The following is a 23696-nucleotide window of genomic DNA, read 5'->3' on the forward strand; positions in this document are numbered from 1 at the left end:
GCCCGGCCAGCCACCCCAGCACCACAACCCCAGCCAGCAGATCAGGAGCCACCGGGTGAGCTACCAGGCCGTGCAGTGGGCCCTCGACGACGCCCCCATGCTCCGGACCAAGTCCGGGCACCCCGACACGACCGCCCGCGGCGTCCTCATCGCCCGCGCCGAGCGAGCCGACGAGTTCGGCCGCGACACCCACGCCGCGATCACCGACGTCATCTGGCGCACCGGCTACGACGCCCGCACCATCCAGCGCGCCCAGGAACGCCTGGAGGCCGCCGGACTGCTGATCCCGGACGGCACCACCCGGTGGGGCACGCCCCGCTGGAACCTCGACATGACCAAGAAGCGCGACCCGGCCGAGATGGCTCAGTTAGAGGCCGACATCGATGAGAAGAGGGCGGCTGAGGCGGCCCGGGTGCGGGATTACCGGCGCAAGCAGAAGCGGCAGCGTACGGACGCAGAGTCAGTACGTACGGGTTCGGTGTCAGTACGTACGGACGCAGACGACGTACGTACGGATTCTGGCGACGTACGTACGGACGCAGTGCCGCCCGAACCACCCGTGAACCTCCCGGGAACCCCCCAAGAACCACCCCTGGAACCTCCCTCTGGGGGCACGCTGCCCCCAGACCCCCTGCGCCCCCAGTCGCCTACGGCTCCTGGGAACGGGATTGAAAGCTCACTCTCTGAGGACGGCGAGCAACCACCTCAGCCTGAGACCGCAACTTACGACCGCACGCGCGAAGCCGACCCCGCGCCGGCCCTCCGCCTGGTCCCCGGCAACCCCGACGCAACTCCCACCGAGAACCGGCCCAGCCTGTTCCCCGCCCCGGTGCCCAGCCAGCCTGGCAACCCGCTGCGCCGCCCCAACCGGGCCGCCCAGGCCATCGCTGAGGCCACCGCACGCCGCCAGGCAGCCCGCGACGCGTACCAAGCCCAGCGAGAGGCAGCAGGCGAATGACCGCCCCGCACCGGCACCTCACGCCCGGCATGCGACGCGCCCGCGCCTCCGCCCAGGAAGCCATCCGCCGCGCCCAAGCCCACACCCCACCCCCACCCGCCACCGACCCAGACGACCCCTGGAACGGCAGCTGGCCACCCAGCCCCCAAGCCTGGCGCACCCGCTGCCGCCAGATCCGCGAAGAGATCGAGGAGACCCGCCGCCATGCCTGAACAGCCCACCGCCCCCCGCATCCGCGTCTTCGACCACGAGGACTCCGCCGCCGTCCGCGGCCTCCTCGACCAGATCGACCAGCAGCGCACCCGAGCCGAAGCAGCCGAGCAGGAACACGACCAGCTCCTCAAGCTCCTGCTCGCCGCAGCCCGAGCCCTCGGCATGCTCCCTGGCGACCGCATCGACTCCATCCCCGCCGTCGCCAGCCGCCTCCGTGCCGAGCTGGACCAGTGGCGTGCCACCTACGGCGAGAAAGCCCTCCGGGACGGCCTGGCCCACCACACCGAGCTGCACACCAAGCTCAACGCCACCGAGAACGACCTCCGCAGCCAGACCCGCGCCGTACGCGAGCTGACCGCCGAACGAGACCGAGCCCGCGCCGAACTGGACTGCATGACCCGCGCCCGCGACGTCTTCGCCCTCCAGGTGAGCCAGGCATGCAGCGACCGCGACGCCGCACGAGACGCCGCCCACCGCCAGTTCAAGGCCAACCAGGCCGCCCGCGAACAGCACAACGCCGAATGGGCACACCTCCGCCACTTCCTCGCCCAGTACGACGACGACGTCCTGATCCGCATCCGCGACATCCGCCAGGCCCTCCACGACGGCCCCGGACTCGTCGACATCACCGACGACACGCCGCCCGCGCCGGGCCTCGGTTCCCCGCGTCGCGCGCAGGAGGCCTGGCCGCCAGCCGCCGAGACCGCCTGCCTGTGGCACCACACCTACGAGAAGCTGCGCCGTCCGTCCGGTTGGGTGCTGTGGTCGGACCTGCCGGAGGCAGACCGGGAGGCGCTGGTCGAGACCGCGTCGAAGCTGTACGCGTTCCTGGAGCGCCGGTGGCGGCGAGAGGCCAGCCGTGCTGAGGCCGAGCTGCCCGCCTGGGTGCTGACGCTGGTTGCCGGGCTCGTGAAGTACGAGGACGAGCACCCCAAGCTGTACCGGCACTGGGGTGTGGACGAGGTCAAGCCGTACCCGTGCCCGGGATCGCTGCTGGACCTGGTGCCCGCCGAGGTGCGCGGCACCGCCGGCCAGGTTGCCCGGTGCGCCCGTAACTGGCCCGACGACGGGTGCGGCGTCTGCTGGGCCTGCCGCTCCACCGACCCGGACGACTACTTCGCCACGGTCGTCCGCGCCGCCCTGGACTGGCGTACCGCCGTCGACGTGCCGCAGCCGGGTACGCCGCGCGCCGACCTGGCTGCCGCCGTGGACGCGCTACTGGCGCTGCCGGCCTGCGCCGACCCGACGAAGGCGGAGGGCTGACCGGTGGCCGCAACCCCGCACTCCACCCGCGTCTACATCGCCGTCGACCCCGTCCAGGACTACGAGGAGACCCTGACCATCCTCGGCGTGTACGGCTCCCTCGCTGCCGCTCAGGTCGCCGTGCGGCAGATGCGCGCCCGCCCCGACGGCCTTTACCGGTGGTCGCCGGAGCGCGCCACCGAGGTGCAGGAGTGGGTTGGCGACGAGCACCGCACCACATGGAGCTTCCACCCGGCCAGCGGGTGGAAGGGGCCGGTTGTCACCGTCGAGCCGTCCGGGGCGTACCTGTGATCCGCCGCCTCCTGCTCGCCGCCAGCGCCGCCTACGTGACCCTCGCCGCCGCCATCCTCGGCCTCTCCGCCGCCCTCGACATCCACTGGGACCCACAGATGGCCGTCGTCGAAGCGGTCGCCGCGGTGTTCCTCGGCCAGTACCTGCTCGTCGCCTACCTGCTCACCCGGAGGCCCCGATGAGCGTTTACGTCGACAACGCCCGCATCCCCGCCCGGGTCAACCGGATCAACGGCCGCTGGTCCCACCTGACCGCTGACACCGTGGAGGAGCTGAACGCCTTCGCTGCCCGGCTCGGTCTGCGGCCTGAGTGGTTCCAGACCTGCAAGCGGAAGTGCCACAGCACCATGCCGTGCGTCCACTGGCACTACGACGTAACCGACTCCAAGCGCACCGAAGCCATCGCCGCCGGCGCGCAGCCGATCGACCTCCGGACGTGGGCTGAGATCACCAAGGCTCGCCGCGAAGCTGCCGCCCGCACCACCGCCTGAGGAGCCCCGATGATCGACCCCGACACCGAGCTACTCACCCGCGGCCAAGTCGCCACCCTCATCGGCCGCGACCGGCGCCGCGTCCCCGACTGGTGCGCCGCCCGCGGCATCCCCCGATACCGCGACCCCAACGACCCGCACCGCCGCTGGCTGTACCCAGCCGCCCCGATCCGCGCCGTCCTCGCCGTCGAGCGTCGGCCGCGCCCCGTACCGGAGGTCATCCGCCTCCACCGCTTCATCCGCCGAGCCCTGATCGCCTGAGGAGCACCACCAACGTGAGCCCGCACCACCTCCACGCCCTGGCCGCCGCCTGGTCCCTCCGGGCGGCCCGGGAACGCCTCGCCGAGCTGGCCCGCGAGGAAGCCGCCCGCAACGTCTGGGCCGAGCAGTTGCCCGCCGCCCCGATCCTCCGCGCCCCCACCTACGGCAGCCGCCACGCCACCGGCAGCCACGCCGACCCCGTCAGCGCCACCCTCACGACCGAAGAGCCGCCCGCCCGGAACATCACCTGGCGCACCCGCCAAGAGACCGCCCACCATCGTCTCGACGGCATCGCCCGCATGTTCGGCATCCCGCAGACCGGCGGGCTCGCCCGGATCCGCGACGCCATCCCGCAGATGCTGCCCGGCACGGCGCGGCTCATGGCCAAGCACCTCCAGGACGAAGACGCGCTGATCCGTAGCCGTGACTGGCTCGACCTGCCGCCTGACCGGGAGCCGTTGCCCGGGATCGCCTGCCCGGCGTGCGATCACCGGACGCTGTACGTCCAGCAGGCCGGCCCGCAGGAGGCGTGGACCGTCGTGTGTGCCCGGACGGACAACCCGTGCCTGTGCGTCGGCCAGGGCTGCCCGTGCGGGATGGACGGGGCGGTCGAGGGAGTGGCGCACATCTGGCTCCGGCACGTCGTCCTCGGCGCGGTCGCGGGGGCCGCACCGACCCAACCCACGGAAGGAACCGCCGCATGACGAAGCGCATCTCACCCGGCCCGCTGTCCAGCCAGGTGGCGCGATCGGTCGCCCGCCTGCGCAAGCAGAAGGGCATGACGTACACCGAGCTGGTCAAGCGGCTCGCCGACGTCGGCCGTCCGATTCCCATTCTCGGGCTCCGACGGCTGGAGGACGGAGATCGCCGCCTGGACGCTGACGACATGGCCGCGCTCGCCCGCGTCTTCGGCGTCGAGCCCTGGAGCCTCACCGAACCGGCGCACTGTGACGCCTGCCTCGGATCCCCGCCCGCTGGATTCACCTGCAACGAGTGCGGCGCGAGCCGCTGACCGAAGGAGAGCACCATGCTGAGCACCTTCCGCAAGAAGCCCGTCGAGATCCAGGCCATGCAGTGGACCGGCGAGAACTCCGGCGACCTCTACCGCTTCGCGGCAGGCCACTTCGCCGTGATGGACGAGCAGGACCGCGCCAACAGCGACGATCCCGAGGCGACCGCGCAGATCTTTGACGTGCTGCACTCCACCTGGGTGCTGGTCTACACCGGCGACTGGATCATCCGAGGCGTGAAGGGCGAGATGTACCCGTGCCGCCCCGACGTCTTCGAGGCGACCTATGAGCCGGTCGCGGGCTAACTGCCGGTGGCCCGTGGCGTGAATCCACCTCGCGTCACGGGCCGCCTGCCGACCTATCCTCGGACCCATGCAACCCGACCCCGAACTCGTCGAGCAGTACCGCCAGCGCATCGCCGAACAGCCGAAGGTAGCCCGCAGCGCATACGCCATGGGCTACCTCGCTGCGACCATCCGCGAGTTAGCCCAGGCCCACGAGCGCAACTGCGCGAGCTGCTCGACCTGCGTCCACCTCCGCGAGATGCTCGCCTTCATCTTCGCGTTCGAGCTGAACGAAGCGCCGCCGGACTTCCTCCGGAAGATCCACGGAATAGGCGACGACGACTGATTGGCACCGCCCAAGGGCAACCATTCACAGCCAGCACTCAGGTAACGCGCCCAAGAATGACACTTATGGTGTAACGAGGCTGGTAGCAGCCTAGGACGCTACGGATTCGCCTCCGTGAGGGAGAATCGAGCCATGGCCGAACCGATCCGGGTCCTAGCCGGCGAACCCAACCCGCTTACCCCCGCCGAGATGCTCGACGCAGGAATCCCGCAGGGCGCCGTGGTCACCGCCGATCGGGTCAACGCCGCGCTCGACCGGATCCGCGCGGCTGGCGGCGGACAACTGCCACCTCACCTTCAGGCCAAGCTCGACCAGCTCGCTGCCGCCCGCGCCGGTCGCCAGAGCCGCATCCGCGACATGATCCCCGCCGAGGACGGCGGACCCTTCGCCGAGTACGAGCCTGGCCCCTGGCGGCCCGAGTGATTTGCCGCCACTGCCGGTCCAGGCTCGACGCCGCCGGCCGCTGCCTCGGCGACGTACCCCTGATCTGGCTGCGCGGCCACTACTGGGGCACCGCCGCGCAGATCGCCCACACCCGCGGCTCGGACATCACCGCCGACCGGGTACGCGACTGGGCCCGCCGCTCCCGCCAGCCCGGCGACACGCTCCACGGCCTACTCCCCGGCCATCACCTGCCGGGACGGGGCCGTGGCACCACCTGGTACCGGGACGACCAGGCCGCCACCGTCGAGGCCATCACCCGTAAGACCGTCGAGGAGCAGGGTGGGCCAGCGCGACGCGGCACACAGCGCGCCGAGTTGACGCCGGCCGCCTGACCGAGCGAAGATCGCATCACACATTCACCGACAGGCGGAGTGTGTCCACAGCCCGTAGAGCCACAGCTCTCGGGCTTTTTTGCGTCCTGGCCGCTGACACAACCGGGGGGTATCAGCGGCCAGGCACCCCCGGAGGTCCTGACCCCCGCGGACGACGGGAGATCCCGTGCCGCACTGGACCCTGCACGAAGGCGACGCGCTCGCCATCCTGCCCACTCTGCCCGATGACCACGTCGACCTGGTCCTAACGGACCCGCCCTACAACTCGGGCGGCCGGACCCAGTCCGACCGGACGAAGGTCACCGCCCGGGACAAATACGTGTCCGGCGACGCCGCCCACCAGCTCGCCGACTTCGCCGGCGACAACCGCGACCAGCGCGGCTACACCGCCTGGCTCGCGCTGATTCTCGCCGAGTGCCTGCGCGCGTCCCGGCCTGGGGCGAGCCTGCTGGTCTTCACCGACTGGCGGCAACTACCCGCCACATCCGACGCCCTGCAGGCCGGTGGCTGGTTGTGGCGCGGCATCATCCCGTGGCACAAGCCGATCAGCCGCCCGCGCGTCGGTGGCTTCAAGGCCGAGTGCGAGTACCTGCTCTGGGGATCGAACGGGCCGGTCGACGCCACCCGCAACCCGGTCTACCTGCCCGGGCTCTACAGCGCGAGCCAGCCGAGAGGCAAGTCGCGCAAGCACATCACCCAGAAGCCCGTCGACCTGCTCAGTGATCTGATCAAGGTCTGTCCGCCCGGCGGAGTCGTTCTTGACCCCTTTGCGGGGTCCGGGTCGACCGGCGTGGCCGCGATCGAGTCTGGCTACTCGTTCGTCGGTGTTGAGATGACGGCTCACTATGCGGCGACAGCGAGAGATCGCCTGGCTGAGGCGGAGGCGTTGCGGTTCTCCGCTTCCTGAGGGCCTTGCGGGGCGGGGGATGGCGGGCAGGCTGCTGTGGTGGCCGGCCTGCCCGCACACCCCACTACTCGACGACGGCGCTCAGCCACTTGCCCGGCGCGTAGATCGCAACCGTCTTCAGCGGCCCGGTCTTCTTGACGTGAAGGTGTCCGTCCGCCACGTCGATCGTGTTGGCACCGTCGTGCCTGACCTCGTTGACCGTCGTGTTCACGGGGACCTTGACCGTGACGCCCTTCGGCGTGCTCTCACTCATGGCATCGACCGTAGCGGGCTGAACCGACACGCCCGCCCCCCGACCTGGCGAGGTGAGCCGCCTGTGAGGTGACCGCATGGGCATGGCCCCCTTCACCGAGGACGAGCGGCGCCTCGTCGCCGAGCTGCACGCCGAAGGCAAGGGCCGCAACGCGATCTCCCGCGAGACCGGCATCCACCAGAAGCGCGTCTCCGCCATCGCCGCAGAACTGGGCCTGTCCTTCCAGCGCGGTGGTGCCCGGACCGCGGCCGCCACCGAGGCACGCAAGGCCGACGCCGCCACCCGCCGGGCACGCATCGAGGAGCAGGCCCTGGTCGCTGCCGAGAAGCTGCTTGGCCAGATGTTCTCCGAAGCCAAGGTCTTCAACTTCGGTGGCAAGGAGAACGACTACAACGAGCAGACGCACCCCGAGCCGCCGTTCGCCGACAAGCGGGCCATCGCCACCAGCGTCCAGGCGCTCCTGCAGACCGCGCTGAAGATCTCCGAGCACGACCGGGCCGACGTCGCCACCTCGGGCGTGGACGCCTGGCTGGAGCACATGACCGAAGACGGCGACGACTGATGACGTACAAGCCCCTGACCGGGAAGGCCAAGCAGTCGGTCAGGCTGTCCACGGCCCGGTTCAACATCTGGGAGGGCGCGGTCCGGAGCAGCAAGACCGTGGCCTCGATCCTGCGGTGGCAGAAGTACGCCAGGCAGGGCCCGGGCGGCAACCTCGCCATGATCGGCAAGACGGAGCGGTCGCTGAAGCGCAACGTCATCGACCCGATCATCGAGATGGTCGGCACCAAGCGCTGCCGCTACCTCGCCGGAGCCGGCGAGCTGCACCTGTTCGGCCGCCGCATCTACACCGCCGGAGCCAACGACGCTCGCGCCGTCGAGAAGATCCAAGGCCTCACCCTGGCCGGCGCGTACGGCGACGAGATCGCCACCTGGCCGGAGCCGTTCTGGGACATGCTCGGCACCCGCCTCAGCGTCCCGGGCGCCCAGTTCTTCGGGACCTGCAACCCGGCCGGCCCCGTCCACTGGCTCAAGCGGAACTGGCTCGACCGGTCCGCCCTCTGGGTCGGCCACGACGGGACCATCTCGACCGGCCACGCCTCAGACCCGGTCGACCTCCACCGGTTCAGCTTCACTCTCGACGACAACCCGCACCTCTCCCCGGACTTCGTCGAGTCTCTGAAGCGGCAGTACGTGGGCCTGTTCTTCAAGCGGTACATCCAAGGCCTGTGGGTGCCCGCCGAGGGCGCCATCTACGACATGTTCGACGAGGACCGCCACGTCGTCCCCGACCTGCCGGTCATTACCCGGTGGATCTCCATGGGGATCGACCACGGCACCCGCAACCCGCTGCACGCCGTCGTCGTCGGCCTGGGCGTCGACCGGAAGCTCCACATCACCCGCGAGTGGCGCTGGGACTCCGCGCAGAAGCGCCGCCAGCTGTCCGACGCCGAATACTCGAGGGAACTGCGGCAGTGGCTGACCACCGTGCCAATACCCACCACCAACCTGACCGGCGTCAGCCCGGAGCGGATCGTCGTCGACCCCTCGGCGACCGGCTTCCGCGTCCAGCTGCACCACGACGGCATGCCGAGCATGGTCGCCGACAACGAGGTCCTACCCGGCATCCGCACCCTCTCCTCGCTGTACGCCCTGAACCTGCTCGACATCCACGAGTCCTGCCCCGAGCTGATCCGGGAAACCCTCGGCTACTGCTGGGACGACAAGGCCGCGGAGAAGGGCGAGGACAAGCCCCTCAAGGTCGCCGACCACGGACCCGACGCGAAGCGGTACGCCGTCCACTCGACCCGCAGCATGTGGCGCCCGACGCTGCGCGCTGACCTCCACATCGCCGCCTGACGAAGGAGAACGCCATGCAGCCCACCATCGGCCGCATCGTCCACTACACCCTCACCGAGCAGGACGCCGAGCAGATCAACCGGCGACGCCAGGACTTCGCCAACCGCCCGGGCGGGCCGGGTCACGAGGGATTCCAGGCCCACGTCGGCAACCGCGCCGAGGCCGGGCAGACGTTCCCGGCCGAGGTGGTTCGCACCTTCGGCGGCAGCGCCGTCAACCTCCAGGTACGGCTCGACGGCACCGACACCTACTGGGCGACGTCCCGGTCCGAGGGCGAGCCCGGCGAGCAGGGCCACTGGATCTGGCCGCCGCGAGTCTGACCCCAACCACCTGACCGGACAGCCCGAAGGAGGGCAGACCGATGCCGCTGCCCGACGGAGGGTCCGTTCCCTGGCCGCCGCCGCACTGCGAGCCCATCAACCAGCAGTACGCCACCTGGGCCGCATGGTGGACCGGTGACGTCGACCAGCTTGCCGCCATCTACGGCAGTGACGGCGGTGGCCGCGACACGTACGGCTTCTTCGCCAGCGAGGGCGGCGGATTCAAGGCCACCGCCAAGCGGGCCATGCAGGCGATCCGTCGCTGGTTTTGGGGCGAGCGGCAGAACGCGTCACAGCCGCGGTCCCGACTGCACGTGCCCCTTGCCGGCGACATCGCCACCGCCAGCGCCGACCTGCTCTTCTCCGAACCGCCGACCATCACCGTCGACAAAGACCCGGTCGACGAGCCGGGCGAGGAGCAGACCGACGAGGTCACCCAGGCCCGCCTCGACCTGCTCTGGGGTGACAGCACCCACGCCGCCCTCCTGGAGGCAGCTGAGGTGTGCGCGGCGCTCGGTGGCGTCTACCTGCGCATCGTGTGGGGCTCCGACCGGGCGTACCCGTGGATCACCGCCGTGCACCCCGATGTCGCGGTCCCCGAGTGGCAGTGGGGCCGGCTGGCGGCGGTGACGTTCTGGCGTGAGCTCGGCCGCCGTGGCAAGACCGTGTGGCGGCATCTGGAGCGCCACGAGCCCGGCAAGATCCTTCACGGGCTGTACGAGGGCACCGTTGACGAGATCGGCCGGGTCGTCCCGCTCACCGACCACCCGGCCACCAAGCACCTCGCCGACGACCGACTCGTCAATGGCAACGAGATCCACACCGGTACCAACCGGCTCACCGCCAGCTACATCCCTAACGTCAGGCCGAACCGGGTGTGGCGAAACGTGCCCGATGCCGCCTACCTCGGCCGCCCCGACATCGCCGGCACCGAACCGCTCTTGGACGCCCTCGACCTGACCTGGTCGTCCTGGGTGCGGGACGTCGATCTGGGCAAGGCGCGGCTGATCGTGCCGCAGGAATACCTCCAGTCCAACGGGCCCGGCCAGGGCGCCAGCGTGGACCTCGACCGCGAGGTGTACGAGGGCGTCAACATCATGGGCTCGGAGCGCGGCGACAAGGTCCAGATGGAGCAGGTCCAGTTCAAAATCCGCGTCGACGAGCACCGCTCCACTGCCGACGCGTTGAAGGCGACCATCGTCGGCGCCGCCGGCTACAGCGTCTCCACCTTCGGCATGGAGGGCGACGGCCAGGCCGTCACCGCCACGGAGATCGCCGCCCGCGACCGCCGCTCGCTGATCACCCGCGACCGGAAGGTCCGCTACTGGCGGTCCGAGCTGGCCGACCTGCTCGAAACGTGGACGTACGTCGACGCCGTCCAGTACAAGTCCGGCATCAAGCCGCAACGGCCCGTCATCGAGTGGGCCGCGGCCGTCTCCGTCGACCCAGAGGCGCTCGCCCGGGAGCTGCGGGAGCTACACATCGCCGAGGCCATCTCAATCGAGCAAAAGGTCCGCCGGCAGCACCCAGACTGGGACAACGACCAGGTCGCCGACGAGGTCACCCGGATCCGGGAGGACTACGGCCACGTCGTGGAGGACCCGGGCACCTTCACCGGCGTCGGCGGCGGGCCTGGCAACCCCGGCGACCCGGGGCAGCCGCCGTCCGGAGGGTGACCGGAGATGCCCGTCAGCCGCCCGCTCGCCGAAGACCTGGCCCGCGTCCTCGTCGAGCTGTACACCGCGGCGGAGACCCGCCTCGCCGCCGGCATCGCCCGGATGCTCGCCGACGACATGGATGCCCCGGACTGGGCCCTGCAGAAGCTGACCGCGATCGGCGGGGTGCGGGAGCTGGCCGAGCGGATCGTCCGCCGCCTCGACACCCAGTCGGCCGCCGAGGTCGAGCAGATGCTCATCCTCGCGCACGCGCGCGGCGGCCAGGCCGCCCTCGACGAGCTCGGCCGCCTCGGCAGCGCCGTGCCGTCGCAGGTGTCCGCGATCCGCAAGGCGCTGCCCGGGTCGGAGGCCATCCAGCGGCTCGTCTGGTCGCTGGTGTCCACCCTGCGCGGTACGCACCTACGGATCGTCCGCTGGTCCCTCGACACCTACCGGACCGTCGTGGCCCGGGCCAGCGCGGACACCCTGCTCGGCGTCGCCACCCGGCGGCGTACCGCCCAGGTGGCATGGGAGCAACTGCTCAGCCGCGGCATCACGGGCTTCACCGACCGAGCCGGCCGTAACTGGGAACTCGCCAGCTACGTGGAGATGGCCACCCGCACGACCGTCGCTCAGGCGGCCGTGGAGGGCCACCTTGACCGGCTCGGCGCGGCCGGCCTGGACCTGGTCATCGTGTCCAACGCGCCGCAGGAGTGCATCAAGTGCCGGCCGTGGGAGGGCAAGGTCCTCACCCGCACCGGCGTAGGCGGCAGCCGGGAGCTGGAGCTGGAGCACACGACCCGACCGGGGCAGATGGTCACGGTCGATGTGGCCGGGTCGGTCGCCGAGGCGGTCCTCGCCGGGCTGATGCACCCCAACTGCCGGCACTCGCTCTCCGCGTACCTGCCCGGGGTCACCCGCGCGCCGACCAACACCGAGGACCCGGAGGGCGACCGCAACCGCCAGCAGCTCCGCTACCTGGAGCGGCAGGTCCGCTCCTGGAAGCTGCGCCAGGCCGCCGCCATCGACCCGGCCGCGGCCAAGGCCGCCGCCGCGAAGGTCCGCGACTACCAGGCCCGGATCCGCGAGCACATCGCCGCGACCGGGCTGCACCGGCAGCCTGCCCGCGAGCAGATCGGCACCGCCCGCTGAAGACGTCCCCGCACCTGCGGGGCAGCACCACCCATCCAACCAACGAACCAGGAGGGGTCCGTGACCCAGCCCGCCCAGCAGCCGCCCGCCGGGCCGCCGCAGCAGCCGACCACCCCACCCACGGGGCAGGCCGGCCAGCAGCCGCCGCCCGCCGCGCCGCCCGCTCCGCCGGCACCCACCGCGCCGCCGCAGCCGGCCCCGGCACCTCAGCCGGCCGCACCGGCGTACCCGTACGGCACCCAGCCGCCGACCCCGCCCCAGCAGCCGCCCACACCTCCGGTGTGGCCGCAGCCGCCGGCGCCGGGCCAGCCGCCCACCTCGCCGTACCCCCAGCACTACCCGACACCGCCGGCTGGCCAGCAGCCCCACCCGCCCGCACCGCAGCCGCCCATCCCCGGCGACGACGGCCAAGGCGGATACGACCTCTCCCGCCTACCCAAGGGCGCGCGGGACGAGATCGAGCGGCTCCGCGGCCAGGTCTCGCAGCGCGACACCCAGCTGCGCACCACGACGGTGTCCCAGCAGGCCTGGCAGGTCGCCCCCCAGATGGGCGTCAACGCCCAGGCCCTGCTCGGCTCGACGGCCTGGCAGCAGGCCGCCGCGCAGCTGGACCCGGCCGCCCCGGACTACACGCAGCGCCTGGCCTGGACCATCCAGGGCATCGCCGCGCAGAACCCGTGGATGGCACAGCCGGCGACACCGCCCACCCCGCCGCAGCCCCCGACACCGCCGCCGACCAGCGGTGGCGAGTTCCCCGGCGGCCAGCCCGGCAACACGCCCATCACCGAAGCGCAGCTCGCGCAGATGACGCCCGAGCAGATCGCCCAGGCGATGAGCGAGGGCAAGCTCAAGCACCTCCTCTGACCCGCGCCGGATCCCGGCCGGAAAGGACACGCACACCATGGCAATCACTCGTTTCCGGCCGGAAATCTGGTCGGCGATGCTCCTGGTCGCCCTCCGCAAGGCCCTCGTCTACGCGGGTCCGACCGTGGTCAACCGCGACTACGAGGGCGAGATCGTGGAGGCCGGCGACACCGTGCGCATCACCTCGGTGTCCCGGCCGAGCGTGGGCAACTACGTGCCCAACCAGACCAACATCGTCCCGGAGGAGCTGACCGACGCCCAGCGGACCATGGTCGTCGACCAGTCGAAGTACTTCGCCTTCAAGGTGGACGACGTCGACAAGCGGCAGGCCAAGGGCGACGTCATGCCGCAGGCGATGAACGAGGCCGCGTACGCGGTCGCCGACGTCATCGACCAGTACGTGGCGAACTTCTACACCAACACCGCGGCGGCCAACGTCATCGGCAGCACGGGCGCGCCGATCAACACCTTCACCGCCCCGACCGACGCGTACGACAAGATCCTCGTGCCGCTGCGCACCCGGCTGACCAAGGCCAACGTGCCGACCGCCGGCCGGTTCGTGGTCGTGTCCCCGGAGCTGCACGCGTCGCTGCTGCTCGACGGCCGGTTCATCAAGGCCAGCGAGTCCGCGGACCCGGGCGCGCTGCGCAACGGCCAGGTCGGCCGGGCCGCCGGCTTCGACATCCTGGAGTCCAACAACGTCCCGGTGCCGTCCGGCGACACCCAGGCGATCATCGCCGGCACGAACATGGCGATCAGCTTCGCCGAGCAGATCTCCAAGACCGAGGCATACCGGCCCGAGTCCAGCTTCAGCGACGCCATCAAGGGCCTGACCCTCTACGGCGCGAAGCTCGTCCGCCCGGAGTGCCTGGCCGTCGCCTACATCGACCCGGCCTGACCGGTCCCCGGCCAGCCAACCACCTGACCAGCAGGACCTGACAGGAAGGACGCCTCATGGCGCGCACAGCGGTTGCGTACAGCAACCTCGTACCGAACGGGAGCCTCGCGGACACCGCAGCGACGGCGGTCCCGACCAACGCCGGCGCCGGCAACGGTCACAGCATCGCGAAGGCCGAACCGGAGGAGACCGTCCTCCGCATCGTCGCCGGCGCGACCGGCGGCAACGTCACGATCAAGGCGGGCCCGAACCCGCCGGCCGCCGCAGGCAGCCTCGGCGACCTGGTCGTCCCCGTGGCCAACGGCGCCACCCAGTGGATCGGCCCGCTCGAGTCCGGGCGGTTCATCCAGTCCGACGGGTCCATGCTCGTCGACATCGCGGCCGGCTTCGTCGCCGGCTCCATCACCGCGTTCCGCGTGCCTCGGACCGCCTGATGGAGCGGGAGCACATCTTCGTGCAGGGAGGAGGCGGGTCCGTCGTCATCAAGATGGACCTGCCGCTGCACGACGACATCGCCGAGCAGCTCACCAAGGGCTACCTGCGCCGGGTCAACGAGGACGGGTCGCCGTACGTCGAGCCGGTGGAGGGCGATGGGCCGCCGCCGGAGCCGAAGCCGCCAGCGAAGTCGGCGTCCAAGGCCGAGTGGGTCGGCTGGGCGGTCAACCACCCGGACGAGTCGCGGCGGATGACCCCGGACGACGCCGAGGCGCTGACCAAGGACGACCTGATCGAACGTTTCGGCAAGTCCGAGTGAGTCGTGGGGGTGGCCGGATCAGGGCCGGCCACCCCCGCCCAACCCGGGGAGGAACCGGTGGCGTACGCGACCGTCGTCCAGCTCAACGAGAAGCTTGGCCGCACGCCCGTCAACGCGCAGCAGCTGCTCGACCGCGCGTCCCGTGACGTGGACCGGGCGCTGCTGTGCACGGTCTACGACCCGGAGGCTCCCGACGTCGTGACCGCGCTGCGGGAGGCGACGCTGGAGCAGGTCGCCGCGAACCTCGACCAGGGCGACATCACCGGTAGCGGCGGCACCCGGCGGGGCGGCTTCAGCATCGGCCGGTTGGCCGTCCAGGCGTCCGCCAAGGATGACAAGCCGGTGAAGATCGGCTCCCTGTGGGAGCAGGCCTGGGACATCCTCCAGTCCGCTGGCCTGACCGGCCACGGCCCGCAGAGCAGGTGAGCCGTGAACTGGGCCGAGTTCGTGGAGCTGTACATCCCAGAGCCGAAGACCATCCAGGTGGAGGCACTCACCGGCTCCGGCGGATACGGCGACGTGTACGCCGCCCCCGTCGACGTGGGCCCGTGCGTCGTCGACGACACCACCCGCCGCGTCGTGGCCCAAACCCAGGACGCCGAGGGCGGCGAGGTCGTCTCCGGCACGACAGTGGCCGCGCCGCCAGACACTGTCGCCCCGCCAGGCTCCCGGGTCACGCTGCCCTGGAGCGACCGGGTCACCCGCGTGCTGGCCACCTCGTACCTAGACGATCACGGGCTCGGCCTCCCCGAGCACCTGGAGCTCTCCCTGGAGTAGCCCATGGCCGACGACGTCGATGTGGAATGGAACGGCCCGGAGATCATCGCCATCATCGAGGGCGCAGAACCTGACGGCCTGCTCCTCGCCGCCGAGCACCTCCTCACGGTTTCCCGCACCGAGGTGCCCATCGAGGAGGCCACCCTGGAGCGCTCCGGCGTCGCCTCCGTCGACGAGAGCGCCCTGACCGCCGCCGTCTCCTACGACACCGAGTACGCGGTCAGGCAGCACGAGGAGATGACCTGGCGGCACGACGAGGGCCGCAAAGCGAAGTACCTCGAAGACCCCATGCACAACGAGCGAGACACGATGCTGGAGCTGGCCGCCGCGCCCATCCAGCAGGCGCTGGGAGGCTGACGTGGCCACAGGTGACGGCTGGACCTCCCGACTCCTGACCGGCCTCGCCGAGCACATCGCCGCCGCCGGCATCGCCGCGTGGCGGCCGACCGGCAGCTACCAGGCCACCGAGGTCGGCATCATCATCCGGGGCATCCCGCCCAACCCCGACCGGCTCATCACCCTCGCCCCGTACCCCGTGGCCAGCACTCCGGGCGAGGCCGATGTGACCCAAGGGGTGCAGATCCGCCTGCGCGGCACCCAGGACCCGCGCGTCGTTGAAGACCTGGGCGACGGCCTCTTCGACCTGCTCGACTCCGCCACCGGGCTTACCTGGTCTGGCATCCCCATCGTCCAGGTCTACCGGCAGTCGTACGCCGCCCTCGGCGCCGACAGCAACGGCCGGTGGGAGGCGTCGCACAACTACTACTTCGAGGCCATGAGGCCAACCCAGCACCGCACGATCTGACGTCCTGGAGGACACCATGACGAGCCCCGTTCAGACCGTCACCGCCCTCGCGCGCCGATTCGCCGTCGAGGTCGACGTCAACCCCAGCGGCGTCGCCGACTGGCAGCCCCTCATCGGCATCGAAGACCTCAAGCCGAACCGCACGCAGCGGAAGGTGGCCGACGAGTCGTACGACGACGCCGGCGCCGAGCGGTCCGCCATCACCGGCTCCAGCTGGACCCTCGACATCAAGCTCATCCACCGCACCGGCATCGACGGCGTGACCTTCAACGCCGTCCAGGAACACCTCCGGGTGAAGGGCGAGGCGAACGACGCGCTGACCGGCGAGGCGCACGTCCGATGGTTCGACCGCAGCGGCCAGGGCGAGGCGTGGGAGGGCCGCTGCCTGGTCGACTGGGTCCCGGACGGCGGCAACGGCGGAGCCCGCGACATGATCTCCGTCAAGCTGAACGGGCAGGGCGCCCGCGTTGCGATCGTCAACCCCAACGCCAGCCCGCTGCCCGTGGTCGCGGCGCTCGCCCCGACCACCGGCCCGGCCGCCGGCGGGACGCTCGTGGAGATTCGGGGCCGGAAGCTGACCGGCGCCACTGCGGTGACGTTCGGCGGCACCCCCGCGACCTCGTTCCGGCCCGTCTCCGACACCCTCATCGTCGCCGTCGCCCCGGCCAAGGCCGCGTCCACGGTCGACGTGGTCGTCACCACTCCCGGCGGCACCAGCGCCAACACCGCCGCCGACAACTACATCTACGTCTGATCCGCATGAAGTTCGACGACATCACGCAGTACTTCGACCCGGGCTTGGAGCTGACGGTCAAGGGCAAGGAGTACCGCGTCCCGCTGCCCTCGGCGGAGCTCGGGTTGTGGTGCCGCACCATGATGGCCGCCAGCGAGCTCGACGACACCGCGACCGGCGATCAGCTCCAGGCCACAGCCGAGCAGGTGAGCAAGCTTCCGCCGCTGCCGGGCAACCGGACGATGCCCGAGCACCTCCTCGGCCCCGTGTACCGGCAGATGATGACCGACGGGGTCGAGGACCCGTACATCGAGTTCTGCGCGATGACGGTCTTCTTCTGGATCGTTGGCGGGGAAGCCATGGCGGAGCGGTACTGGCGGTCCGGTGGCCGCCCGGAAGCGAGGGGCCCGGACAACCGGGCCTCTCGCCGGGCGAACGCCCAGAGGACCGGTACGGCCGGGGCTTCCGCGACCCCGACACCGGCATCTACGAGTGGTATGAGTTCCCCGAAGAGGTCCGGCAGGAGCGGTCGTCGTCGCGGGTCACGTGGGCGCAGATCCTGACCCACTGGCTCGTCGTCGAGTGCGACCTCCAGGACCGAGGCATCGACGTCGGCGACCCGGACCTGATGCAGGCCCGGACCTGGCGGTGGCTTGAAGTCCGCATCATCGGGCTGCTCTCCGCCGACACCCGCTTGTCGAGAGCACTCAAGCCGAGACCCGACCCGGCCCAGACGTCCTGACGGTGGAGGTGACCTGTGGCGCTCAAGCTCGGCGAACTGGTCGCCTACCTGAAGACCGACAACAGCGGGCTCAAACGGGGCCTCGCCGAGGGCAAGGCCGAGATCAAGGCGGCCGGCGCCGACATGGGCCGAGACGTCGACCTGGTCGGCAAGGCCATCGGGGAGAAGCTGGGCGCTGGCGGCGCTGCCGGTGGTGAGAAGTTCACCCGGGACGTCAACGGCAAGCTCCGCGACGCCCACGGCCGGTTCGTCCGCGAGGGCGAGCAGCTCGGCAAGGGTCTCGGGGACGGCCTCGGGAACGGGGTCAAGGGGCACACCGGCTGGCTCTCGTCGGTGCAGTCTGCGGTGCGGTCGCTGGGCACCCAGGTCAGCGAGGCCGGCAACTGGGTCAGGAACGCGGGCCAGCGGGTGTCCGACTTTGCCGGCAACGTCACCTCGGTCATCGGCAGCGTCTGGGGCTTCGTGGCCGTCCTCGCTGCCCTGTCGACCGCTGCGGCGGTCGCCATCCCGGCGGTCGGCCTCCTCGGCGGGGTGCTCGGGTCGTTGCCCGCTCTCGCTGGCGGCGCCGGGATCGGCATCGGCGCTCTCGTGATTGGCTTCGCCGGGCTCGCCGACCACTTCAAGCAGACCAGCGCCGCTGGCGGGGCGGTAGTCGACAAGACCTGGCAGGTGCGTCAGGCCGTCCTCGCGCTCGGCAACGCGCAACGCGAGGAGCGCGCCGCCCAGGAGGCGTTGACGCGGGCCCGTGGAGACGAGATCGAGCGGCTCTCGGACCTCAACCGGGAACTGCGCGAGGCCCGCAACAGCGAGGAAGAGGCCGCTCTCGATGCGGAGGCCGCCGAGAAGCGCCTCGCCGAGGCGAAGAACGCCGTCCAGATCGCCCAGCAGAAGCTCAACGACGCGCAGCGATCCGGCGACGTAGCGGCGGTCCGGCAGGCCACCCAGGAGCTGCTCGACGCCCAGCGGCAGCAGCCGGACGAGATCCGCCGCGCCGAGCTGGCGTACGAGCGGGCCAAGCTCGCCGTGGAGGCGGCGAAGGACCGGACCGAGGACCTGACCGTCGAGCAGCAGCGGGCCGCCCGGGTCGGCGTGGAGGGCTCGGATCAGGTGCGGGCCGCGCTGGACCGGCAGCGCCGGGCGGTGGAGGCGGTGGAGGCCGCTGAGCATGCCCTCGCTGAGGCCCGCAAGCCGGCCGGCGGTGGCGGTGGGGCGGCGCAGCAGCTGATGCGCCTCGCCCCAGCCGCCCAGGACCTGGTCAACGTGCTCAAGTCGCTCAAGCCGGCCTGGGATGACTTGCGGCTGGACGTTCAGCAGCGGTTGTTCGCCGGTGTTGGCGGTGAGGTCAAGTCGCTGGCGTCGGCGTGGCTTCCCACCCTGCGCGAAAAGCTCGGCCAGTCCGCGGACACGGCCAACAGTCTGTTCAAAACCTTCTCCACCAGCGTGAAGAAGCCTGAGTTCATCGAGAACATCAGCGAAGGGCTCGACACGGTTGACCGGCTGGTCGACAAGGTCGGAGGTGCCCTGGCTGGCCCCTTCGTCGACGCCTGGGGGCGGCTGTCGAAGGCGGCAGGACCGTTCCTCGATGCGGTCGGTGACGAGGTCGCGGGGCTGGTTGAGGACTTTGCTCGGTGGATCGAAAAGGCGGATAAGAGCGGCGGGCTCGAAGATTTCTTCGAGAAGGCGGGCGATTTCTTCCGCGATGTGGTCGACATGGGCAAGGACGTCGGCGCGATCATCGGGGATATCGTCGGCGCTCTGTTCGACGATCCGGCGAACGCGAATGGCGGGGACACCTGGGAATCCTTCAAACAAACATTGAAGGATGTGCGGGAATGGTTCGACGACCCCAAGAATCAGAAGACGATTCAGGACTGGTTCCACAAGCTTGAGACAGCCGCGGCGGTCCTGGGGCTGATCGTCGGCTGGGCCACCAACCTGATCCTGTGTCTGGACAAGGCGGACACCAAGTTCCGTGAGTGGGCTGCCTCGACGAAGAAGGCCGTGGATGGCCTGGGCAAGTGGCTCGACGAGAAGTGGGACAAACTGGTCACGTCGGTGAGCAAACTGCCGGGGCGCATCGGCAAGGCTGCCTCCGGCATGTGGGACGGCGTCAAGGACAGTTTCCGGGCCGCGCTCAACTGGGTGATCGGCAAATGGAACAACTTCGAGTTGAAGCTGCCCACCGCACAGTTTCTCGGCGCGACGATCGGCGGTGGGTCGATCGGCACACCAAACATCCCCTTCCTCGGGGACGGCGGTGTCGTACGGGCAACTCCAGGTGGCCGCCTGGTCAACGTCGCCGAGCGCGGCGAGGACGAAGCGGTCATCCCGCTGTCGAAGCTCGGCAGCCTCGGCGGTCACTCGGAGCTGCGCATCACCGGCGAGCTGGTGGCACGCGGCTCCGACCTCGTCCTGGTGCTCCGCGAGAACATCGCTGGCCTGGGCGGCGACGTCCAAAAAGCCGTCGGCACCAGCGCGTGACCTACGGCTTGATGCCGGCGGCGTTGAGGATCGCGACCGCGACCAGCGGGATCAGCACGACGTAGCCGAGGACCAAGCCGGTGGTCGCATGGTGGTGGCCGCTCTTCGCGCCGCGGCGGGTCTCGCTGCGTGCGGCGTGACCGAAGATCACGGCGAAGGCTGACGGCACACCGAACGTGCAGAGGAACGTCACCAGTCCGAGGATCCCGAAGGTCAGCGCCACTGTCGCCATCCATGACTTGGGTGGCTGCTGGGGAACCACGTACACCGGCTGCGGTCCGTACGGCGGGGGCTGAGGCGGATTGGTCATCGAGTCAGTGTCGCGGTCGCTGTCAATGCACGGGAAGGGAGGATCGCGGTGTCGTACCTGACTGGCGATCCGCTCAGCGTCCGCATCAGGATCGCCTTCGGAGCGAGCATCGCCGCCGACCCGGCCACATGGGCGTGGACCGACGTCACCCAGTGGTGGCATGTGCCGGACGACGTGCAGATCACCTGGGGTCGGTCGTCGGGCGCCGAGCAGCCCGAGCGCTCCAAGATCAGCCTGACTCTGAAGAACACCGACGGCCGATTCACGTCAATGGACCCGAGGTCACCGTACTGGCCGAACGTCCGCAAGTGGACGCCCATCCAGTACGACATCGACTTGGGCGACGGCGTGGGCTGGAGGAACCGCTTTAGCGGCTTCATCCGCCGATGGCCGCTCACCTGGCCAGACGCGTCTGGTCTGATGGCCCTGGCGAAGATCGAAGCGGTGGGCGTGCTCGGCCGACTTGGCCGTGGCAAGCCTCCCTCCCGGTCGCCGCTGCGGCGCACCATCGGCGCGTCCGCGCCGGTCGCCTACTGGCCCGTCGAGGACGGCAAGACCGCCGGGCAGGTCGCATCGGCAATCGCCGGGCACCCGCCGCTGACCCTCACCGGAATCGTCGAGTTCACCCCGGTCGACGACTATGTTGACCTCGGCTACACCGTGCGCTTCGGCACGAGCGCGCTGGTCGACCTGTCCGCCGGCGGTCGGCTGTCCGGGACGGTGCCCGCCGCGGCCACCCAGGCGACCAGCACCCGCTGGACCGTCACGGTGGCGGCCGGTGGCCTGGACCCCGCCACGACCGCCGGCGACGTCGTCCTGCTGGAGTGGACCACCCCCGGCGCCACCCCCTTCGTGCGGTGGCGGCTCGTCGCCCAGAAGTCGCCGACCCGGACTCAGGTGGTCGGCTACGACGCCGGCGGCATCACGACGGTGCTCATCGACCACATCGGTCTGTCGTTCGGCTTCGCGCAGTACGCGGTGTCGTGTCGGCAGACCGGGGCCAACATCACCGTCGAGCTGTATCTCGGCGACAACGACCCGGCCTTCGAGACCTACAGCGGGCCGGGAACTATCACCGGAGTCGTGAGTGTCGCGGCCAACGCGGCGGGGACGACGTCTACCGCACAGATGCCGTTCGGGCACGTCGCCGTGTGGTCGGCGCAGAAGCCGCCGGTGGACTTCGCAGGCCGCGTTGACGCCTCCGGGACGACCGTCAACGCCGCCTGGGCCTCATTCGACGCCGAGACGGCACACGTCCGCTTCGCCCGGCTGTGCGCCGAGGACGGGGTGCCGCTGTCCGTGCCGGCCGTGCCGGATCTCCTGGCGACGCGGATGGGCGCGCAGCAGTCCGGCACCTCGCTAGACCTGTACCAGCACTGCGAGGATGCCGACCAGGGTCTTATCTACGAGGAGGGCTTCGGGCTCGGCTACCTGCCACGGGCCAGCCGCTACAACGCCCTGGTCGCACTCAGCATCGACGTCGCGCTGGGCCAGCTGGGCATGCCGTTCGAGCCCGTCGACGACGACCAGGCACTGCGCAATCGGTGGACGGTGGAGCGGTTCGAGGGCGCATTGGCGGTCGCCGCAGACCAGCAGTCGATCGACCTTCAGGGCGAGATCGAGGGGTCGGCCACGGTCAACCTTGCCACAGACGATCCGCTATCGGAGCACGCGTCGTGGCGGCTGCACCTGTCCACCGTCCAAGAGCCCCGCTACCCGGCCGTGTCCATCAATCTCGCCACCCACCCTGAGCTGGCGGCCGCGTGGTGCGCCTGCAAGCCAGGCGGCCGCGTCCAGGTGGTGAACCCGCCTTTGCAGAACCCGCCAGGCGTCGTTGACCAACTGGTGGTCGGGGCGACGGAAACGTACCGGGGTCGGCGGTCCTGGCGGGCCACCCTCAACGTCATCCCCGCCTCGCCGTGGGACGTCGCCACGGTAGATGGGGAGCAGCGGGTGGCCGTGGACGGGTCGATGCTGGCCGCAGCGATCAGCCCCGGGGACGTGTCGCTGCTGCTCACCTCCACCGCCGAGCAAGGACCGTGGACCACCGACCCGGCCGATATGCCGTTGGCCGTCAGGGTCGGTGGGGAGCGGGTGACCGCGGCGGCGATCGGGACGCAGCTCAACGACGGCTTCGACCGCACCGGCAGCAACGGGTGGGCCTCCGCACTGTGGACGCCCTTCAACGGGGCGACGTCGGAGTACTCGGTGGGGTCGAGTCAGGCGGTGATCGCCCCGCCAGCCACCAGCCAGGACCGGGGCATGCTCTACCTGGCTGGCGGCCCGGATCAGAACATCCGCGTCCGGATCGCCGGGCAGGGCACGCCTGCGGGCGCCGGGATCGTCCAGGGTCTGGTGCTGCGGTACGTCGACGGGTCGAACTACTACCGGGTCGTCTTGGCGTACGCCACCTCGGGGCAGGTCAGCGTCCAACTGCACAAGCGGGTCGGCGGCACACTCACGGGCCTCGGCTCGGTGAACCTGTCCCTGGCCGCCACCGCCGACGTGTGGCTGCGCGCCGCGGTGTCCGGCACCCAGCTGCTCGCGAAGGCATGGGCGAACGGGCAGCCGGAGCCGCCGGCCTGGGACGTGTCCGCCGTCGACAGCGCCCTGCCCGTCGGCGACTGGGTCGGCGTCCTCGGACGGCGGGACACCGGCAACACCTCGCCCACCCAACTGGTTTACCCGCATTTCCTGGTCGAGGTGCCGCAGAGGGTGACCCTGTCCGCCCGCGGCGTCAACGGCTTCTCCAGGGCGTGGCCCGCCGGCACTCCAGTGGACACGTGGCAGCCCGCGATCGTCTCGCTATGAGGAGGCACCTTTGACATCACCTGTGCAGCTCCCCGCCGGGAGCAGGGTCACCGCCGCCAAGCTCGACGCGTACGAGAACACCACCAACGTGTGGCAGCCGTACACCCCCGTCTGGACGGCGTCGACCACCAACCCGGCTCTCAACAACGGGACGCTGGTGGGCGCGTACCGGCAGGTCGGCAAGACCGTCGATGTCCGGATCATCCTGACGCTCGGGGGGTCAACCGCCGTCGGGGCGGGTCTGTACCTGCTGAGCCTGCCGGTGGCGCCGGTCATCGGTGGGCTGCTGGGCGCGCACTGCGTCGGCCCGTCGGGCGTCCGCTGGGCGGGCACGGCGGCGCTGATCGCGGCCAGCGCGACCGGGAGCAACATGCGGATCTCCGTCGGCGCGGATGGCGCGTCAGTGGGCGCGACCGTGCCGTTCACGTGGGCGTCCGGGCACCAGCTGATCCTGGCCGGCACGTACGAGGCGGTGTGACATC

General features: G+C 70.7%; 34 protein-coding genes. 32 read left to right on the forward strand and 2 right to left on the reverse strand.

Annotated elements, in window-relative coordinates; all coding sequences use genetic code 11:
• Positions 1-55: 55 nt before the first annotated feature.
• The 14 genes from A6A27_RS35105 (at position 56) to A6A27_RS35165 (ending at position 6799) form a co-directional block, all read left to right on the forward strand.
• Positions 56-958: a hypothetical protein gene (locus A6A27_RS35105; protein ID WP_073838957.1), complete on the forward strand. Its 903-nt coding sequence runs from the start codon at positions 56-58 to the stop codon at positions 956-958.
• Positions 955-1170, forward strand: coding sequence for a hypothetical protein (locus A6A27_RS43750; RefSeq protein WP_143194326.1), 216 nt, complete (start codon positions 955-957; stop codon positions 1168-1170). Before A6A27_RS35105 ends, A6A27_RS43750 begins: the two co-directional genes overlap by 4 nt.
• Positions 1163-2434 (forward strand): hypothetical protein, encoded by a 1272-nt coding sequence (locus A6A27_RS35110; RefSeq protein ID WP_073838958.1) that lies wholly within the window; start codon positions 1163-1165, stop codon positions 2432-2434. Before A6A27_RS43750 ends, A6A27_RS35110 begins: the two co-directional genes overlap by 8 nt.
• Positions 2435-2437: 3 nt before the next feature.
• The gene (locus tag A6A27_RS35115) at positions 2438-2725 is read left to right on the forward strand and encodes a hypothetical protein (protein WP_073838959.1); all 288 of its coding nucleotides are present in this window, start codon (positions 2438-2440) and stop codon (positions 2723-2725) included.
• The gene (locus A6A27_RS35120; protein ID WP_073838960.1) at positions 2722-2907 is read left to right on the forward strand and encodes a hypothetical protein; all 186 of its coding nucleotides are present in this window, start codon (positions 2722-2724) and stop codon (positions 2905-2907) included. Before A6A27_RS35115 ends, A6A27_RS35120 begins: the two co-directional genes overlap by 4 nt.
• The gene (locus tag A6A27_RS35125) at positions 2904-3215 is read left to right on the forward strand and encodes a DUF4031 domain-containing protein (RefSeq protein WP_073838961.1); all 312 of its coding nucleotides are present in this window, start codon (positions 2904-2906) and stop codon (positions 3213-3215) included. The genes A6A27_RS35120 and A6A27_RS35125 overlap by 4 nt, the downstream gene beginning before the upstream one ends.
• A 9-nt stretch (positions 3216-3224) precedes the next feature.
• On the forward strand, positions 3225-3476 hold the full coding sequence (locus A6A27_RS45370; RefSeq protein WP_073838962.1) for a hypothetical protein: 252 nt from the start codon (positions 3225-3227) through the stop codon (positions 3474-3476).
• 14 nt (positions 3477-3490) lie between these two features.
• A complete protein-coding gene (locus A6A27_RS35135) occupies positions 3491-4180 on the forward strand; it encodes a hypothetical protein (RefSeq protein ID WP_073838963.1) in 690 nt (229 codons plus the stop codon).
• On the forward strand, positions 4177-4488 hold the full coding sequence (locus tag A6A27_RS35140; RefSeq protein WP_073838964.1) for a helix-turn-helix domain-containing protein: 312 nt from the start codon (positions 4177-4179) through the stop codon (positions 4486-4488). The genes A6A27_RS35135 and A6A27_RS35140 overlap by 4 nt, the downstream gene beginning before the upstream one ends.
• A 15-nt stretch (positions 4489-4503) precedes the next feature.
• Positions 4504-4791: a hypothetical protein gene (locus A6A27_RS35145; protein WP_073838965.1), complete on the forward strand. Its 288-nt coding sequence runs from the start codon at positions 4504-4506 to the stop codon at positions 4789-4791.
• 67 nt (positions 4792-4858) lie between these two features.
• Positions 4859-5116, forward strand: a complete 258-nt coding sequence (locus A6A27_RS35150) for a hypothetical protein (protein ID WP_073838966.1) — start codon at positions 4859-4861, stop codon at positions 5114-5116.
• Positions 5117-5248: 132 nt separating this feature from the next.
• Positions 5249-5539 carry a hypothetical protein gene (locus A6A27_RS35155; RefSeq protein WP_073838967.1) on the forward strand — a complete coding sequence of 97 codons (291 nt, stop codon included), beginning with the start codon at positions 5249-5251 and terminating at the stop codon, positions 5537-5539.
• 59 nt (positions 5540-5598) lie between these two features.
• Positions 5599-5892 carry a hypothetical protein gene (locus A6A27_RS35160; RefSeq protein ID WP_073839184.1) on the forward strand — a complete coding sequence of 98 codons (294 nt, stop codon included), beginning with the start codon at positions 5599-5601 and terminating at the stop codon, positions 5890-5892.
• A gap of 166 nt (positions 5893-6058) precedes the next feature.
• Positions 6059-6799, forward strand: a complete 741-nt coding sequence (locus A6A27_RS35165; protein ID WP_143194327.1) for a DNA-methyltransferase — start codon at positions 6059-6061, stop codon at positions 6797-6799.
• Positions 6800-6863: 64 nt separating this feature from the next.
• Here the strand turns inward: A6A27_RS35165 and A6A27_RS35170 are convergent, their stop codons facing one another.
• Entirely contained in the window at positions 6864-7052 is a 189-nt protein-coding gene (locus A6A27_RS35170; protein WP_073838968.1) for a hypothetical protein, read from the reverse strand.
• A gap of 76 nt (positions 7053-7128) precedes the next feature.
• On the opposite strand from A6A27_RS35170, the gene A6A27_RS35175 reads away from it, so the two are divergent.
• The 16 genes from A6A27_RS35175 (at position 7129) to A6A27_RS35255 (ending at position 20093) form a co-directional block, all read left to right on the forward strand.
• A complete protein-coding gene (locus tag A6A27_RS35175) occupies positions 7129-7614 on the forward strand; it encodes a helix-turn-helix domain containing protein (RefSeq protein WP_073838969.1) in 486 nt (161 codons plus the stop codon).
• Positions 7614-8912: a PBSX family phage terminase large subunit gene (locus A6A27_RS35180; protein WP_073838970.1), complete on the forward strand. Its 1299-nt coding sequence runs from the start codon at positions 7614-7616 to the stop codon at positions 8910-8912. The genes A6A27_RS35175 and A6A27_RS35180 overlap by 1 nt, the downstream gene beginning before the upstream one ends.
• 14 nt (positions 8913-8926) lie before the next feature.
• On the forward strand, positions 8927-9232 hold the full coding sequence (locus tag A6A27_RS35185; RefSeq protein ID WP_073838971.1) for a hypothetical protein: 306 nt from the start codon (positions 8927-8929) through the stop codon (positions 9230-9232).
• A 41-nt stretch (positions 9233-9273) separates the two neighbouring features.
• Positions 9274-10908, forward strand: coding sequence for a phage portal protein (locus A6A27_RS35190; protein WP_073838972.1), 1635 nt, complete (start codon positions 9274-9276; stop codon positions 10906-10908).
• 6 nt (positions 10909-10914) lie between these two features.
• Positions 10915-12039 (forward strand): phage minor capsid protein, encoded by a 1125-nt coding sequence (locus A6A27_RS35195; protein WP_073838973.1) that lies wholly within the window; start codon positions 10915-10917, stop codon positions 12037-12039.
• Between the two features lie 60 nt (positions 12040-12099).
• Entirely contained in the window at positions 12100-12903 is an 804-nt protein-coding gene (locus A6A27_RS46525) for a hypothetical protein (protein ID WP_241825619.1), read from the forward strand.
• Positions 12904-12940: 37 nt separating this feature from the next.
• Positions 12941-13801 (forward strand): phage major capsid protein, encoded by an 861-nt coding sequence (locus A6A27_RS35205; RefSeq protein WP_073838974.1) that lies wholly within the window; start codon positions 12941-12943, stop codon positions 13799-13801.
• A gap of 56 nt (positions 13802-13857) precedes the next feature.
• Positions 13858-14235 carry a hypothetical protein gene (locus A6A27_RS35210; RefSeq protein WP_073838975.1) on the forward strand — a complete coding sequence of 126 codons (378 nt, stop codon included), beginning with the start codon at positions 13858-13860 and terminating at the stop codon, positions 14233-14235.
• Entirely contained in the window at positions 14235-14555 is a 321-nt protein-coding gene (locus tag A6A27_RS35215) for a hypothetical protein (protein WP_073838976.1), read from the forward strand. The genes A6A27_RS35210 and A6A27_RS35215 overlap by 1 nt, the downstream gene beginning before the upstream one ends.
• Positions 14556-14612: 57 nt before the next feature.
• A complete protein-coding gene (locus A6A27_RS35220; RefSeq protein WP_073838977.1) occupies positions 14613-14981 on the forward strand; it encodes a hypothetical protein in 369 nt (122 codons plus the stop codon).
• A 3-nt stretch (positions 14982-14984) separates the two neighbouring features.
• A complete protein-coding gene (locus A6A27_RS35225; protein WP_073838978.1) occupies positions 14985-15332 on the forward strand; it encodes a hypothetical protein in 348 nt (115 codons plus the stop codon).
• A gap of 3 nt (positions 15333-15335) precedes the next feature.
• Positions 15336-15689, forward strand: a complete 354-nt coding sequence (locus A6A27_RS35230; protein ID WP_073838979.1) for a hypothetical protein — start codon at positions 15336-15338, stop codon at positions 15687-15689.
• A gap of 1 nt (position 15690) precedes the next feature.
• A complete protein-coding gene (locus A6A27_RS35235) occupies positions 15691-16137 on the forward strand; it encodes a minor capsid protein (RefSeq protein ID WP_073838980.1) in 447 nt (148 codons plus the stop codon).
• 16 nt (positions 16138-16153) lie between these two features.
• A complete protein-coding gene (locus A6A27_RS35240) occupies positions 16154-16891 on the forward strand; it encodes a phage tail tube protein (protein WP_073838981.1) in 738 nt (245 codons plus the stop codon).
• A 5-nt stretch (positions 16892-16896) separates the two neighbouring features.
• A complete protein-coding gene (locus A6A27_RS35245) occupies positions 16897-17433 on the forward strand; it encodes a DUF7426 family protein (protein ID WP_073838982.1) in 537 nt (178 codons plus the stop codon).
• A gap of 194 nt (positions 17434-17627) precedes the next feature.
• Positions 17628-20093, forward strand: coding sequence for a hypothetical protein (locus tag A6A27_RS35255; protein WP_073838983.1), 2466 nt, complete (start codon positions 17628-17630; stop codon positions 20091-20093).
• A 1-nt stretch (position 20094) separates the two neighbouring features.
• Here the strand turns inward: A6A27_RS35255 and A6A27_RS42555 are convergent, their stop codons facing one another.
• The gene (locus A6A27_RS42555) at positions 20095-20403 is read right to left on the reverse strand and encodes a DUF4190 domain-containing protein (RefSeq protein WP_158074120.1); all 309 of its coding nucleotides are present in this window, start codon (positions 20401-20403) and stop codon (positions 20095-20097) included.
• 48 nt (positions 20404-20451) lie between these two features.
• Between A6A27_RS42555 and A6A27_RS35265 the strand changes: the two genes are divergently transcribed.
• Both A6A27_RS35265 and A6A27_RS35270 read left to right on the forward strand, forming a co-directional pair.
• Positions 20452-23214, forward strand: coding sequence for a hypothetical protein (locus tag A6A27_RS35265; RefSeq protein ID WP_073838985.1), 2763 nt, complete (start codon positions 20452-20454; stop codon positions 23212-23214).
• 10 nt (positions 23215-23224) lie between these two features.
• A complete protein-coding gene (locus A6A27_RS35270) occupies positions 23225-23692 on the forward strand; it encodes a hypothetical protein (protein WP_143194328.1) in 468 nt (155 codons plus the stop codon).
• Positions 23693-23696: the final 4 nt, after the last annotated feature.

Origin of the sequence: Micromonospora sp. CB01531 (genome assembly GCF_001905095.1) — a bacterium.
Classification (GTDB): Bacteria; Actinomycetota; Actinomycetes; order Mycobacteriales; family Micromonosporaceae; genus Micromonospora.

Coding starts and splice junctions, on each gene's coding strand:
- A6A27_RS43750 (WP_143194326.1), top strand. CDS start 955: ATGACCGCCCCGCACCGGCACCTCACGCCCGGCATGCGACGCGCCCGC.
- A6A27_RS35110 (WP_073838958.1), top strand. CDS start 1,163: ATGCCTGAACAGCCCACCGCCCCCCGCATCCGCGTCTTCGACCACGAG.
- A6A27_RS35125 (WP_073838961.1), top strand. CDS start 2,904: ATGAGCGTTTACGTCGACAACGCCCGCATCCCCGCCCGGGTCAACCGG.
- A6A27_RS45370 (WP_073838962.1), top strand. CDS start 3,225: ATGATCGACCCCGACACCGAGCTACTCACCCGCGGCCAAGTCGCCACC.
- A6A27_RS35140 (WP_073838964.1), top strand. CDS start 4,177: ATGACGAAGCGCATCTCACCCGGCCCGCTGTCCAGCCAGGTGGCGCGA.
- A6A27_RS35145 (WP_073838965.1), top strand. CDS start 4,504: ATGCTGAGCACCTTCCGCAAGAAGCCCGTCGAGATCCAGGCCATGCAG.
- A6A27_RS35150 (WP_073838966.1), top strand. CDS start 4,859: ATGCAACCCGACCCCGAACTCGTCGAGCAGTACCGCCAGCGCATCGCC.
- A6A27_RS35155 (WP_073838967.1), top strand. CDS start 5,249: ATGGCCGAACCGATCCGGGTCCTAGCCGGCGAACCCAACCCGCTTACC.
- A6A27_RS35170 (WP_073838968.1), bottom strand. CDS start 7,052: ATGAGTGAGAGCACGCCGAAGGGCGTCACGGTCAAGGTCCCCGTGAAC.
- A6A27_RS35175 (WP_073838969.1), top strand. CDS start 7,129: ATGGGCATGGCCCCCTTCACCGAGGACGAGCGGCGCCTCGTCGCCGAG.
- A6A27_RS35180 (WP_073838970.1), top strand. CDS start 7,614: ATGACGTACAAGCCCCTGACCGGGAAGGCCAAGCAGTCGGTCAGGCTG.
- A6A27_RS35185 (WP_073838971.1), top strand. CDS start 8,927: ATGCAGCCCACCATCGGCCGCATCGTCCACTACACCCTCACCGAGCAG.
- A6A27_RS35190 (WP_073838972.1), top strand. CDS start 9,274: ATGCCGCTGCCCGACGGAGGGTCCGTTCCCTGGCCGCCGCCGCACTGC.
- A6A27_RS35195 (WP_073838973.1), top strand. CDS start 10,915: ATGCCCGTCAGCCGCCCGCTCGCCGAAGACCTGGCCCGCGTCCTCGTC.
- A6A27_RS35205 (WP_073838974.1), top strand. CDS start 12,941: ATGGCAATCACTCGTTTCCGGCCGGAAATCTGGTCGGCGATGCTCCTG.
- A6A27_RS35210 (WP_073838975.1), top strand. CDS start 13,858: ATGGCGCGCACAGCGGTTGCGTACAGCAACCTCGTACCGAACGGGAGC.
- A6A27_RS35215 (WP_073838976.1), top strand. CDS start 14,235: ATGGAGCGGGAGCACATCTTCGTGCAGGGAGGAGGCGGGTCCGTCGTC.
- A6A27_RS35230 (WP_073838979.1), top strand. CDS start 15,336: ATGGCCGACGACGTCGATGTGGAATGGAACGGCCCGGAGATCATCGCC.
- A6A27_RS35240 (WP_073838981.1), top strand. CDS start 16,154: ATGACGAGCCCCGTTCAGACCGTCACCGCCCTCGCGCGCCGATTCGCC.
- A6A27_RS35245 (WP_073838982.1), top strand. CDS start 16,897: ATGAAGTTCGACGACATCACGCAGTACTTCGACCCGGGCTTGGAGCTG.
- A6A27_RS42555 (WP_158074120.1), bottom strand. CDS start 20,403: ATGACCAATCCGCCTCAGCCCCCGCCGTACGGACCGCAGCCGGTGTAC.